This is a genomic window from Micromonospora sp. NPDC051296 (assembly GCF_040682255.1).
In the GTDB taxonomy this organism is placed as follows: domain Bacteria; phylum Actinomycetota; class Actinomycetes; order Mycobacteriales; family Micromonosporaceae; genus Micromonospora; species Micromonospora craterilacus.
This window is the reverse complement of the sequence record NZ_JBFBAO010000184.1, coordinates 1-13,548: the sequence shown is the minus strand read 5'-3', so window position 1 is coordinate 13,548 and position 13,548 is coordinate 1. Positions and strand designations below refer to the sequence as shown.

At 72.2% G+C, this 13,548-nt stretch carries 12 protein-coding genes and 1 pseudogene; 9 read left to right on the top strand and 4 right to left on the bottom strand.

The features are described from left to right. Positions 1-56: 56 nt before the first annotated feature. Positions 57-1,244, top strand: coding sequence for a non-ribosomal peptide synthetase (locus AB0M52_RS19670; RefSeq protein WP_363955450.1), 1,188 nt, complete (start codon positions 57-59; stop codon positions 1,242-1,244). 2 nt (positions 1,245-1,246) lie between these two features. Continuing rightward, positions 1,247-1,504, top strand: coding sequence for an acyl carrier protein (locus tag AB0M52_RS19665; protein WP_111213937.1), 258 nt, complete (start codon positions 1,247-1,249; stop codon positions 1,502-1,504). A gap of 6 nt (positions 1,505-1,510) precedes the next feature. On the opposite strand, the gene AB0M52_RS19660 is transcribed toward AB0M52_RS19665, so the two are convergent. Continuing rightward, complete coding sequence (locus AB0M52_RS19660) at positions 1,511-2,449, bottom strand: NADP-dependent oxidoreductase (RefSeq protein WP_363955447.1); 939 nt, start codon at positions 2,447-2,449, stop codon at positions 1,511-1,513. A gap of 80 nt (positions 2,450-2,529) precedes the next feature. Between AB0M52_RS19660 and AB0M52_RS19655 the strand changes: the two genes are divergently transcribed. The 7 genes and pseudogenes from AB0M52_RS19655 (at position 2,530) to AB0M52_RS19625 (ending at position 10,355) form a co-directional block, all read left to right on the top strand. Further along, entirely contained in the window at positions 2,530-3,171 is a 642-nt protein-coding gene (locus AB0M52_RS19655) for a helix-turn-helix domain-containing protein (protein WP_363955444.1), read from the top strand. 38 nt (positions 3,172-3,209) lie between these two features. Further along, positions 3,210-3,437 (top strand): annotated as a pseudogene (locus AB0M52_RS19650) (MFS transporter); the annotation flags it as partial. 235 nt (positions 3,438-3,672) lie between these two features. Further along, the gene (locus tag AB0M52_RS19645) at positions 3,673-4,278 is read left to right on the top strand and encodes a hypothetical protein (protein ID WP_363955441.1); all 606 of its coding nucleotides are present in this window, start codon (positions 3,673-3,675) and stop codon (positions 4,276-4,278) included. Between the two features lie 373 nt (positions 4,279-4,651). After that, on the top strand, positions 4,652-6,922 hold the full coding sequence (locus tag AB0M52_RS19640) for a hypothetical protein (protein WP_363955439.1): 2,271 nt from the start codon (positions 4,652-4,654) through the stop codon (positions 6,920-6,922). A 158-nt stretch (positions 6,923-7,080) separates the two neighbouring features. Further along, positions 7,081-8,067 carry a serine hydrolase gene (locus tag AB0M52_RS19635; protein WP_363955436.1) on the top strand — a complete coding sequence of 329 codons (987 nt, stop codon included), beginning with the start codon at positions 7,081-7,083 and terminating at the stop codon, positions 8,065-8,067. Between the two features lie 162 nt (positions 8,068-8,229). Next, complete coding sequence (locus AB0M52_RS19630; protein ID WP_363955433.1) at positions 8,230-9,357, top strand: transporter substrate-binding domain-containing protein; 1,128 nt, start codon at positions 8,230-8,232, stop codon at positions 9,355-9,357. Further along, positions 9,261-10,355 (top strand): hypothetical protein, encoded by a 1,095-nt coding sequence (locus tag AB0M52_RS19625; protein ID WP_363955430.1) that lies wholly within the window; start codon positions 9,261-9,263, stop codon positions 10,353-10,355. Before AB0M52_RS19630 ends, AB0M52_RS19625 begins: the two co-directional genes overlap by 97 nt. On the opposite strand, the gene smpB is transcribed toward AB0M52_RS19625, so the two are convergent. From smpB to AB0M52_RS19610, 3 genes are all read right to left on the bottom strand, one after another. After that, positions 10,327-10,821 carry an SsrA-binding protein SmpB gene (gene smpB, locus AB0M52_RS19620; RefSeq protein ID WP_363955427.1) on the bottom strand — a complete coding sequence of 165 codons (495 nt, stop codon included), beginning with the start codon at positions 10,819-10,821 and terminating at the stop codon, positions 10,327-10,329. The two genes, AB0M52_RS19625 and smpB, sit on opposite strands and share 29 nt — an antisense overlap. A 32-nt stretch (positions 10,822-10,853) precedes the next feature. Beyond that, positions 10,854-13,166, bottom strand: a complete 2,313-nt coding sequence (locus AB0M52_RS19615) for a hypothetical protein (RefSeq protein ID WP_363955424.1) — start codon at positions 13,164-13,166, stop codon at positions 10,854-10,856. 122 nt (positions 13,167-13,288) lie between these two features. Continuing rightward, a partial coding sequence (locus AB0M52_RS19610; protein ID WP_363955421.1) for an HAD family hydrolase occupies positions 13,289-13,548 on the bottom strand: 260 nt, incomplete at its 5' end.

Below are 13,548 nucleotides of genomic sequence, written 5' to 3'. Positions count from 1 at the left end.
GTACGGCCGATCAACGGTAGCCCGTCGGGGGTGCAGGGTCGCGCCCCGACCCACTCGTGGATGCGGGCGTCACCGGGGGCCGGGTGGTCGTCGCCTCGGCCGTCAGCGCGCTGGACGGCGCGGGCGTGCTGCGGCTGATCCGCACCGCCGGCGTGACCCACGCCCAGGCCACCCCGTCGGGCTGGCGGGTGCTGCTGGAGGCGGGCCTCGGCGGGCCCACCCCGGACGCCGCCGGAATCACCCCGCAGCCGCTGGTCGCGGTCGCTGGCGGCGAGGCGTTGCCGGTCGCCCTCGCCCGGGACCTGCGGGCCCGCACCGCCCGACTGATCAACGGGTACGGGCCGACGGAGGCGACCGTGTACGCGACGATGGCGGACATCCCCGTCGACCCCGACGAGGTGACCATCGGACGGCCGCTGCCGAACGTGCGGGCGTACCTGCTGGACGAGACGCGCCGGCCGGTGCCGGTCGGGCTGCCCGGTGAGCTGTACCTGGCCGGCGCCGGGCTGGCCGTCGGCTACCTGGGGCGCGACGACCTCACCGCCGAGCGGTTCGTGCCGGACCCGTTCGGGTCGGTCGGCGAGCGGCTGTACCGCACCGGCGACCGCTGCCGGTGGCTGCCGGACGGGCGGATCGAGTTCCTCGGCCGCACCGACCACCAGGTCAAGATCCGGGGCCACCGGATCGAGCTGGGGGAGATCGAGGCCCGGCTCCTCGACCATCCCGGCGTGGCCGGAGCGGCCACGGTGCTGCGGCGGGACGCCGACGAGCCCCGCCTCGTCGCGTACGTGGTGGCCCGGGCGGGCACCGCTCCGGAGCCGGCCGAGCTGCGCCGGCACCTGGCGCTGAGCCTGCCCAAGGCCGTGCTGCCCACCGACTACGTGGCGCTCGACCGGTTGCCGCTGAGCCGCAACGGCAAGGTCGACCGGGCCGCCCTGCCCGCTCCCACGCCCCGGGACAGCGCGGATCCGCCCCAGGACGCGGACCCGGGCACGGTCGGCACCGGGGGAGTGGACCCGGTGGTGGCGCAGCTGCGGCTGATCTGGCAGGAGGTGCTGCGGATCCCCGACGTCGGCGTGCACGAGGACCTGTTCGACCTGGGCGGGCACTCGCTGCACATCACCCGGATCAGCGGCCGGATCCAGCAGCGACTCGGGGTCGAGGTGCCGCTCGACGCGTTCTTCGACACCCCGACCATCGCCGAGATCGCCGAGATCGTCCGGCAGTCCGGAAAGGAGTTCTGAGCATGGGTACCAGCGAACTGCGCGAACGGATCGCGGAGCTGGTCGGCGAGGCGACGGGCGGCGAGGTCTCGCCGGCCGACGTGCTCGCCGGAGGGTCGATGATCGCCCTCGGCGTCGACTCCCTCGGACTGCTGCGCCTGGTCGACGCGATCGAGCTGGAGTACGACGTCGAGGTCGAGCTGAACGGCCCCGGCCGCCCACTGGACACCATCGACGACCTGGTGGCGCTGCTGACCGCCGCCGGGTCCGACGTCGGGTAGCCCAGCTCAGCCGGTCACCACGAGTTTGCCGAGGGTGTGCCGGCGGACGAAGTCGGTGAGGGCCCGTACGCCGTCGTCGAGCGGGTAGCGGCGACCTATCGTCGGGGTCAGCTCGGCGACCTCGCGCATCCCGCCGAGGCGGCCGTCCACGTCGAGCACCAGCTGGAAGAGCACGTCGTCGCGGTCCAGATACTCCGGCTTCGGCATGGGAAAGGTGATCGTGTAGAGCCGCCCGCCGGGCCGGAGTGCGCGCCCGACCCGCTGGAGCCGGTCGCTGGGCAGTACCAGGTTGAGCGCCAGGTCCACCCCGCTCAGGTATTCGTCGTCGTAGCCGATGACCTCGGTGGCGCCCCTCGCGCGCAGCGACTCGACGTCCTCCGGCCGTCCGGTGGCGATCACCGTGGCGCCGGCCAGCAGCGGCAGCAGGGTGGTGCCGACGCCACCGCTGGCGCCGACGACCAGGATGGTGTCGTCCGGCTTCGGTGCGGCGGTGGCGATCAGGGCGCGGGCGGTGAGGCCGACGGTCGGCAGCGCGGCCGCGTCGGCGACGTCCAGGCCGGCCGGTCGGTGCGCGATGAACGGGGTGTCCGCCTCGAACACGGCGTACTCGGCGAGGGTCCCGGTGGTCAGGCTCGGCCGGCCGCCGGCGATCGCCTTCAGCGCGCGGGGAATGGCGTGCCCGAAGACCTCGTCTCCCACCTGGTACCCGGTGACGCCCGCACCGACCTCGCTGACGGTGCCGGCGAAATCGTTGCCGGGGACGTGCGGGAAGGCGAGTTCGGCGACGCCCCGGTAGTCGCCACCGGGTAGCCGGACGTCGACGGGGTTGATCGACGCGGCGGCGATCCGTACCTGGATCTGGCCGGGACCCGGCCGGGGAATCGGTATCTCGGCGATGGTGAACCGCTCGGGTGGCCCGTAGCCGGTCGCGACAACAGCCTTCATCTCTTCCTCGCAATCAAACGGACCGTGCGGTCAGGTTAGGCTTAACCGGACCGGTGGGTCAACTTGTTAGGCTGTTCCCCGTGCCCACCACCGACCGCCCACTGCGTGCCGATGCCGCGCGCAACCGGGCGGCGTTGCTGGCCGCGGCGGAGGCGGAGTTCGCCGAGCGGGGCCTGGCCGCGTCGGTCGCGGACATCGCGCGGCGGGCGGGCATCGGCAAGGGAACGGTGTTCCGGCACTTTCCCACCAAGGAGGACCTGCTCGCGGCGGTCGTGCTCGACCGGGTCGACGGGCTCTCCGCGCTGGCGCGACGGCTGGCGACGGTCACCGACGCCGGTGCCGCGCTGCTGGAGTTCCTCGACGCCGCGGCCAGCCGGCAGCAGCAACTGGATCTGTCGTTCCTGCGGGAGACGGGCGACCTCAACGACCGGCTGAGCGAGTCCCGTGGCCGCCTCTTCGAGGAGATCACCGTGCTCGTCGAGCGCGCGCAGGCGACCGGCGCGCTCCGGGCCGACATCACCGCGACGGACGTGATCCTGCTGATGTGCGCGCCGAGCCACGTGGTCAGCTTCGTGCCGGATGCGCCGCCGCAGTTGTGGCGGCGCTATCTCGGGATCATCTTCGACGGGCTGCGGCCGCACGGGGCCAGTCCGCTGCCCCAGCCCGCACCGGACGCGGCACCGGACCCTCGGCTCGATCAGGTGCAGGCCGGAACGCGATGACTTGACCTCCACCGAGGTTGAGGTTGCACGCTCGGTCCATGACGACATCACCGGCCGCGGTGCGGCCGGAGCAGGTGGCCGGCCGGCGGGAGTGGGTCGGGCTCGCGGTGCTCGCCCTGCCGGCCCTGCTCGCGTCCCTCGAACTGACCGTGACGCACCTGGCGCTGCCCACGATCGGCAAGAACCTGGCGGCGAGCAGTACGCAGCTGTTGTGGATCGTCGACGTCTACGCGTTCCTGCTCGCCGGGTCACTCATCACGATGGGCGGGCCGGCGCGGCGGCGGCGATCTCCTCCGCGGCACCCCAACACCATCCTCGGGCGCTTTCGTCGGTCCGGATAGAAGTTCGCACTTCCGGTGCGGAACTATCGACGGTGTGTGGCGTATGCGGCTATCCTGCTGGCCAAACAGCCATCGATGTGAGGATGCGATGTCCCGTCGAACCGGAAGGCCCTCCTACCTGCTGAACCCGCCTCGCCAGCGGCGACGGCCCGGCCCGAGGATGGTTGTCGGCGCCGTCGCGGCGGCGCTGGTGGTGGGCCTGGTCGGTGGCTTGATCGGCTACGTCGTGGGGCGGCCGAGCCCGACCGAGTCGAGCATCGCGCACCTGCACGAGGCGGAGGCCGAGCGCGACGTCCAGCAGATCATCGAGCTGACTGGGATGGCGCGTCGGACCCGGGACGAACTCTCGCCGATCCTCGTGGCGGTGAAGGAGGAAACGGAGGCCGGACGCACGCCCGAGGCGTCTCAGGTCCGCCAGTGGCAGCAGACCATGCGCCGGCTGACGGAGCAGTTCGACAACCCGCCCTCGGGCACGACCGCGACCAACGTCGCCCGCAGCGGCCTACGGAGCGCGGTGGAGCAGGCCGCCGTCGCGGTCGACTCGGTCGCCCTGGTCGCGGCCGGCCCCGCCGCCGTACGCGACGATCAGCTGGCGCTGGCCGCGCGGCAGGCCGACCTCGCCTCCGCCACGTGGTCGGTGGCCGCGACGCAACTCGACCAGATCAACATCGATGCGGAGCAGGGCCACCAACACGTGTACCTCAACACCGGTGCCGGCGACGGCGTCATCGGCCCGGACGGGGCGGCCGAAGGCTCCCACGGCTGACGGTTGCGGCCATGATCCATCCCGATCTTCTCCGGTTTGCAGGCGAACCACCGAAAGGTTCGAGTGGTCACCTAAAGCGCCCGGAGTGATCTTTCGAAACAGCCTCGTATTACCCGGCAACCGGCCCGTTTCCTCGGTGGCGATCTCCTGGAACACGCCGTTCGTACGGTCCGCTCGCGCTGATCTGACGGCGCGAAGAGGAGAGTCGCAGATGGCCCGTTTCGCACCCCTGCGGGGGCGAGTCCGACTGACGGCCGCAGTGTCGGCCGCCGCCCTTGCCGGCTGCATCGCCGCATCCGGTCTGATGGTCACTTCCGCCGCCGCCGAGCCTATCGAAGAATCGACAAACTCAGAAGAATTCACCGTCGAGAGTTTGCCGGACGGCGGGTCGCGGGTGACGCTGCGGCTCGATGAGCCGCTGCCGGTACGCGACGCGGCACCGGAACTCGCCGTCGACGGTCACGTCATCGGGGCGGCGCAGGAGTCGCCCGACGGGCTCAGCCTGGTGGTGGAGACCACCGACCCCGGTGTCGCGGCGGCAAAGCGCGTCGAGGTCGCGTGGAACGGTGTGGTGCCCGGTTCGGCGGCCTCGACACGGCGGTCGGCCGCCGCCCCGATCACTCCGAAGGGCCTGCAGAAGAAGCAGCTCTACACCGACCCGGCGCAGCCCGGGCCGTACCAGGTCGAGCGGCTGGACTACGACCTCGGCGACACCGCGACCACGCTCTCCGGCCTCAGCGATCTGCCCGCCGAGATCCGGGGCGCGGTCTACGCCCCGACCGGGGCGAAGGGCCCGCGACCTGTGGTGATCTTCCTGCACGGCCGGCACTCGGCCTGCTACAACCCGACCACCCGGGGAACCAACAACACCAACTGGCCGTGTGCGACCGGCTTCATCCCGATCGACAGCTACCTCGGCTACACCGAGACCGCGGAGGCCCTGGCCACGCACGGATACGTCGTCGTGTCGATCAGCGCCAACGGCATCAACGCCAAGGACGCCAGCTTCACCGACGACAACGGCGCCCTGGCCCGCGGTCAGCTGGTCATGGACAACCTCGACCTGCTGGCCAACTGGAACACGACCGAGGGGCACGCGCTGTCCGGCCGGTTGGACATGTCGAACGTCGGGCTGATGGGGCACTCCCGGGGCGGTGAGGGCGTGGTCGAGGCCGCGCTGCTCAACGCCGAGCGCAAGCACCCGTACGGCATCCAGGCCGTCCTGCCGCTCGCCCCCGTCGACTTCGGCCGGCCGACACTGCCGGACGTGCCGATGGCGGTGCTGCTGCCGTACTGCGACGGTGACGTCTCCAACCAGCAGGGGCAGCACTTCTACGACGACACCCGCTACTCGGTGCAGGACGACGTGCTGCGCTCCTCCCTCATGATCATGGGAGCGAACCACAACTTCTTCAACACCGAGTGGACGCCGGGGGTCTCCATCGCGCCGTCGAACGACGACTGGTCGCCGGCCAGCGACGAGGTGTGCGGCAGCGCCGCCCCGACCCGGCTGACCAGCGCCGAGCAGCGGGCCGTCGGGACCGTGTACATGGCCGGGTTCTTCCGGCTCGTGCAGGGCGGGGAGACCGTCTTCCTGCCGCTGTTCGACGGCCGCAACGGCACCGTGCCGTCGGCCGGCCGCGCCGAGGTGTACGCCCAGGCCCAGCAGCCCGGCTCGCGCCGGCTCGACCTCGCCCCGCTGGAGAGCGCGGCGGCGAACGTCTCGGTGACCGGCTTCGACCTGGGCGCCTACTGCTACAGCGTGGCGGCGCGGGTACGCCCCGGCGACACCCCGTGCTCGGCGACCACCGCGACCTCCAAGGTCCCGCACTGGACGCCGGCCACGTTCGCCCCGGCGGTCCCGATCAGCCCGGTGCTGCGCCTGCAGTGGAGCGAGTCCTCGACGGATCCCGCCGTGCGGGTGGCGTTCGGCCCCGGCGAGGGGAACGTCAAGAAGTACGACGCGCTCACCTTCCGGGTGGCCCGCGACGAGTCGGCGGTCGGCGACGTCGATCTCGCCGTCACCCTGGTCGACAAGAAGGGTGCCTCGGCCACCGTACGGGTCGGCGACGTCAGCCCGGCGCTGACCCCGTTCCCGGCGTCGACGAACACGTCGAACGGGATCAGCCGGCTCGGCAAGACCTGGCTGCGCACCGTCCGGCTGCCGGTCTCGTCGCTGTCCGGAGTGGATGTGACCAGCGTCCGAGAGCTCACCATCCAGCCGGCCACCCCGACCGGTGGGGCGTACCTGTCCGACATCGCGTTCGACAGCCCCGGTGTCGGCGGCGGTGGTGCCACCTCGGCGGTGCAGGTCAGCATCGACGACGCCACCGTGGCCGAGGGCGACGGTCCGGGCACCGCCACGATGCGGCTGGCGTTGAGCGGGAAGCTCAAGGAGGCGGCCACCGTCCAGGTCCAGACGGCGGCGAGCGGATCGTCCTCCGCCGGGCAGGTGCCGGCGCAGTCGTTCCCGGTCACCATCCCGAAGGGCGCCACCGAGGCGACGATCCAGGTGCCGCTCGTCGGTAACACGACCGTCAACACCGCCTCGCTCCGTTACAAGATCACGATCTCGGCGCCGGTCGGCGCCGTGATCGGCGACGGGTTCGCCTGGCTGACCGTGCTCGACGACGACACGGCCTGACCACGACCGCGCGGTGGGGTCGGTCAACCCCCCGACCGACCCCACCGCGCACCCGCCGGCCACCCCGCTGCACCGCCACGATGCGAATTTGTCCTCCGCCGGGCTCGGCATGACGTGCTATTCATTGGGCAGACTCTCGCCCGCCGAAGGAGTGCGACATGGCAACCCAGGTGCGTGACCTGCTGGCCGAGACACGGTCGGCGGGCCGGTTGGACGGCCTGCACGGGGTCGTGGCGATCCGCGGCGGCCAGACCCTGCTGGAGCACTACGACGCCGGCGAGGACTTCACCTGGGGCACCTCGCTGGGCGTCGTCGAGTTCGGACCCGAGACGTTGCACGACCTGCGCTCGGTGACCAAGAGCGTGACCGCGTTGCTGTACGGCATCGCGCTCGGTGAGGGCCTGGTCCCGCACCCCGCGGAGCCGCTCCTGCGCCAGTTCCGGGAGTACGCCGATCTGGCGGCCGACCCCGAACGGGCCCGGCTCACCGTCGAGCACGCGCTGACGATGTCCCTCGGGTTGGAATGGCGCGAAGACCTCCCGTACGACAGCCCGGCGAACTCCGAGATCGCGATGGAACTGGCCCCGGACCGGTGCCGGTACGTGCTGGAGCGACCGATCGTGGAGCCACCCGGTGCCCGGTGGTCCTACTGCGGAGGCGCCACGGCGCTGCTGGGCCGGTTGATCGCCGACGGGACCGGGCAGCCGCTGCCGCAGTTCGCCCGAGCGGCGCTGTTCGCCCCGCTGGGCATCGGCGACTTCGACTGGACATGCGGCATGGACGGGGTGGCCTCGGCCGCGTCCGGGCTGCGGCTCGCCCCGCGCGACCTGGCCAGGATCGGTGAGCTGGTGCTCGCGAAGGGAGCGTGGGGCGGCCAGCAGATCGTCCCCGCGAGCTGGATCGGCACGATGCTCCAGCCTCGCCTGCAGACCCACTGGGGCGCTGGATACGGCTACCACTGGTACCTCGAAACCATCGCGGGCCACCGACTGGTCGCCGGTATGGGCAACGGCGGCCAACGCCTCGTCGTCCTGCCCGACCTGGACCTCACCGTGGCGATCACCGCCGGCAACTACGACGACCCCGACCAGTGGCGCACCCCGGTGGCCCTGATCGAGCACGTCATCCTGCCCGCGACGCAGTGACGGCGCGCCGCCTTCGCGCGGTGCCGACGGACCCGGCCCCGACACCCCGCATCCCCGCGCTTTCACCGGCCAGGACGGTCACGCTTGCGTCACGGGGTGTCACCCGCTGGCTGCGGTCGGCCACAATGGAGGGCTCGCGATGGGCGGCAGACGGGGGTGGCGATGAGCGAGTACGGCGAATCTGCCGCAGGTCCGCTCCCGGAGCGGGCCGGCGGGCCGGGTGGTACCTCGAGGGCCCGGCGGCTGCGTCTCGGCGCGCTGCTTCTGCTGCTCGTGGTGGTCGTCGTCGCGGTGGTCCGGGTGGTCGCCGCGGTCGGCCCGCCGACCCGGGAGCAGTTGCGCGAGCGGGCCGGGCTGACCGGCAAGCAGACCCTGCTCATCGGGGTCAAGGACGACCAGCCCGGAGTGTCGCAGCAACTGGAGAACGGCGCGTTCGAGGGCTTCGACATCGAGATCGCGTACATGATCGCCGACGACCTGGGCTTCGACGCGCCGCGGGTGGAGTTCCTGCCCATCGAGAGCGAGGATCGTGCCCGCCGGCAGGCCCGCACCGCCGACGGCAGGTTCGTCACCGTCGACCTGGTCGTCGCCTCCTACAGCATCACCGAGCTGCGCCGGCAGCAGGGCGTGAACTTCTCCGCGCCGTACCTGGAGACCGAGCAGTCGGTGATCACCCGCGCGTCGGACGACCGTCCGGTGACCAACCTGCGTGACCTCGCCGGGCGGAAGGTCTGCACCATCGCGACGTCGACCTCGGAGCGGAATCTGACCGAGATGGGGGCGCAGGCGCGCGGCCGCAACCGGGTCAGCGAGTGCGTCCAGGAGCTGTACGACGGCACGGTCGACGCGGTGACCACCGACGCGGCGATCCTGGCGGGCTTCGTGGGCCCGCGTCCGGCCGGCGAACTTCCGCCGATGACCAAGCTGGAACGCGTACAGGAGCTGCGGCACTGGGACATCGGCGACGACAACTCGGAGTTGTGGGGCGTCAACACGGGCCCGAACCCCGCAATGCGTGACCTGGTCAACCTCTCCCTGCAGGAGTCGGCGAACGGTCCCGACGGTGACCGCTGGCGGGCGGCCTTCGACAGGTACCTGAGGTCCGAGCAGCGATACAACAACCCGCAGCAGGTGGCGGTGGACCGGCAGCCGGAGCCCGGGCCGGCGGACAGGGTGGAGGTGCGGCAGTGGCCGTGGGAGAGGTTCGCGCTGCCGTACCCGCACCGACCACGGCCGGCGCCGCCGCCCGCCGCCGTCCGGGCGCGCGCCAGGCGCAGCAGTGGCTGCTGACCCTGCTGCCGGCCTTCCCGGTGCTGCTGCTGGTGCTGCGGCTGTGGCGGCTCAGCCGGCAGGAAATGTCGACGATGTTGCTGCTCGTGCAGTACGTCAGCCCGCTGGGGCTGCTCAGCGCCCTGCTCATCGCCCTGGTCTGGGCGGTGCCGCTGGTGGTGCTGGTGCCCGCCGTGCTCGGCCGGCTGCTCCAGGTCAGCGCCCCCGATCGGTTCGATCCGGAACGGTCGCTGCTGGCGTACGCCACCGCGCGTACGCCGGGCTGGGTGCTGGTGGCCACGGCGGTGCTGGCGGCACTCACCTGGCAGCTGCGGTTCCTCCCGGCGCTGGTGATGCTGCTGCTGTGGCTGGTCGCCCTGCGCACCCGTTACCGGTTCCCGGATCGGCCTCAGCTGCTGGTCACCACCGGTCTGGTCCTGCCGGTGGTGGTCGCTGCGGCCTGCTACGCCTGGCTCGCCCCGGCCGTCTGGGCGGCCGTGCGGCACGGCGAGGTGGCCACCGCCCTGCTGCTCGCGCTGCCGCCGGCCGGCGCGCTGGTGCTGACCGGACCGGTGCCGTGGCGGGTCGCCCCGGCACTGACCCGCACCCTGACCTACGCGGTGGGCGCGCTGGTGCCGCTGCTGATGGGCGTGGTGTTCCTACGGGTACCGCTGCTGCCGGCGGTGGCCGTCGAGGTCGGCGAGCCGGTCACCCGGGAGGTGGTCCTGGGTGAGGCGGTGACGGTGACCGACCGGATGACGATCGTGCTGGACCGCTCCGGCGAGGTCCGCTTCCTGCCCAACGACGAGGTCCGCGCGCAGGTGCTGTGCCCGGATGCGGGGCCGATGCCGGTCAGCCGGGTGGACGTGGCCGGCTGGCCGGTGGAGGACACCGCCTTGAACTGGATGATGCCCCGCCGCCCGGTCGGGTCGCCCGACCCGCGCTGCGCCGGGCTGGTGCCGGTAGACGGTTCCGCGCCGGCGCCGGGGCTCAGCCCCGCCCCGACGACCGGCCCTTGAGCCGGCGGCCCAGCTCGCGGGCGATCTCCCGGTCGGCGTCGCGGGCGGCCAGTGCCTGCCGCTTGTCGTACGACTTGCGGCCCTTTGCCAGGGCCAGCTCGACCTTTGCCCAACCGCCGGAGAAGTACATCGACAGCGGCACCAGGGTGAATCCACCCTCGCGGGTCTGCGCCAGGATCCGGGCGATCTCCACCCGACGCAACAGCAGCTTCCGGGTACGTCGGGGCGCGTGATTGGTCCAGGTGCCGTAGCCGTACTCCGCGATGTGCAGGCCGTACAGCACGATCTCTCCGTCGCGCTCCTGGGCGAAGGCGTCCACCAGTGAGGCGCGGCCCTCCCGCAGCGACTTGACCTCGGTGCCGGCCAGCACGATCCCCGCCTCGTACGTCTTCAGCACGGTGTAGTCGTGCCGGGCCTTGCGATTCGACGCGATCAGCGTCCGCTCGGTGCTCCGGGAGGTGCTCATCCGGCGAAGAGTAGTCCGTGGCCGGCCCGGCTTCAGCCGGGTTCCCGCAGCCGGCTGGCCAGGTCCACCACCGCGGCCTCGAACCGCGGGTCGGATTCCCCCGGCCAGTGCCCGATGATCGCCGGCGGGACGCTGTCGCCCGGCGGGGGAACCACGTCCCACGGATCGCGCAGCCGTCGGTCGACCGCGCCCGGCGGGCCGGGCGTCACCGGTTGCCAGCCCGGTCGGTGCGGCGAGAAGACCCAGCCGCCGATCGGGTCGGTGTCGCGCCACAGGTTCACCCACCGCCAGTTCACCCGGTTGCCCACCTCGCGCAGCACCTCCTCGTCCACGTAGGCCGGGAACAGCCGGGTGTAGAGCCGGCGCAGTGGTGACCCGTACGTCAGCAGGGCCAGCCGACCGCACACCTGGGGCGGCAGCTGGAGCACCGTGGCGGCGAGCAGCACCGCGCCGTGGCTGTGCCCGCTGAGGAGTACCCCGTGCCCCTGCTCGGTCAGGTAGGTGATCCGTCGGCTCAGCTCCGGCACCGCCCGCTCGGCGTAGCACGGTGGGGCGAAGGGGTGCGCCGCCCGGGGCCAGAAGGTGCCCAGGTCCCACAGCACGCCCACGTACCGGCGGAATTCGGCCGTGCGGTAGGCGAAGATGCCACCGACGAACAGAGCGACCAGCACCGCCGCGATGAGGAAGCTGCCCACCTGGATGCCGAAGTCGGTCGCCTCGGACGGAATCCTGGTGAGGTGCTCGACGGCGTCGCTCGGGGACAGGTCCAGCATGCCGAGCAGGCTGGTGGGCATGCCCGCGCCGACCACGCAGGCGTAGACCACGGCGAGTATCTCCAGGCGTTCGGTGAAGCGGGCTTTGGCTACCGCCCGTTCCACCTGGCGCAACCGGTACCCGGCGGACGGCGGAGCGTCCGGGAAGTCGCGCGCCACGGTGGCGCGGGCGGTGCGCATCCGCGCGCGGCGGCTGGCCACGGTCAAGACCATGGCTCCCACCAGCACGGTCGCCGTGGCCACCAGGAACACGAAGATGACCCACTTGTAGCCCAGCGGCGGGCCGATGGCCCGCTCTCCGTCTGCCGAGGCGCGCCGGTTGAGCAGGTCGCCGACCCGGTAGACCAGCTCGGAGGAGAAAGCGAGCGCCAGACCGGTGGCGGTGGCGACGATGACCGGGGCGCCCAGCCCCTGTAGCGGTCCGGCACCGAGCCCGTCGCGACCGGGCCCGTGCCGCAGCTCGTCGGATTCGAGCCCGTTGTCCGGCCCGGCGTCGTTCAGGCCGCCCGAGCCGGAGGTGGTGCTGCGCAGGTGGTTGCGGCAGGCGAACGCCACCGCACCGAGTACGAACAGCAGGACCGCCTGCGAGAGGACGAGCAGGCCGACCATTGTGCTGTAGCCCGGCAGGCCGTTTTCGACGCGCCACGCCGTGGGCTCGACCGCCACCGCGACCAGTACCAGCGCGGCCAGCACGCAGCTGAAGGTGCGCAGCCCGCCGCACAACCGGCCGCCGGACCGGTCGGCCTCCGGGGCGTCGATCCACGGGTGCGCGCAGAGCAGGCCGACGCAGGCGAACAGCACCCCGCCGGAGAGCACGGCGAGCGTGACGCTGAGGACCGACGCGCCCGAATCGATCCGGGCGGCGAGCAGACCGATGCTGAGGGTGGCGAAGCCGGCGGCGACGTGCAGCGACCGCAGCCGACCCACCACCGGCGCGCTGTCCCACTGGCCCACCGCGCTGAGCTGGTGCGGCCCGGTGCCGGTCATGGGCGCGTGGAAGGCGTCGAAGTTCCGCCCGGGACGGGCACCGAGCCGCCAGACCAGGCCGAGCGCGGCGGCCGGCAGCAGCGCGAGCACCGCCAAGGTCACTCCGGGCGACCGGCCGCCCAGCCAGGACAGCCACGGACGCCCGGTCAGGCAGTGCGGATTCGGTAAGCAGCGCCAGGCGATGAGATCCAGCGCCACCCCCATCGCTGCGAACACGTACAGCATGGTCAGCGTGAGGGCCAGCAACCGGCACACCGCCTTGAGCCCCGCCCCGGAGGTGCCCCGGCGGGCCGGTCGCATCCAGATCGCGACGTTGCACAGCATGAACGGCAGCAGGAACACCAGCGACAGCGTCCGGACCAGGGTGCCCGAGGGCAGGTCACTCCAGCGGTACGCCTCCAGGGTCACCCCGGCCGGGCCCTCGGCATCCGGATAGCCGGGACGCGGGCGGTAGAAGCCGCCGCTGGAGTCCCCGGCGACCTGGTGGCTGTGCGGGCGGTCCAACACCTGCTCGGCCCCGGCGCCGGACACGCCGTGCACCCGCAACTCCACGACGTCGTCCGACGTCCCCGGTCCACTGGTCATCGGCCTCCTCGGAACGTGTCTGCCCGGCCCGCGACCGGCGGCCACGGTGCGGCGTCGCTGGTCTACCCGTCCCGACGACGGCCACGCCTGCCCGGTCCGCGGCGGCACGTCGAACGCCTGTGCTACTGCAACTGGCTGCTCGCCGCGTTGTGCTTCGCGATCAGGCTCGGGAGTTCGTCCAGCGAATCGATGCGGAACAGGCACCGCTCAGACACGGCCGGCAGGTCGAGGATGTGACCCCACGGACCGCGCCGGATCAGGCACGTCTTCATGCCGGCCTCCGTGGCCGGGCGTACATCGTTGTCGGGCCGATCGCCGACGTACAGGATCGAAGCCGCATCGCCACCGCCTTCGCGAACGACTCGCTCGAAGAAGGCCGGTG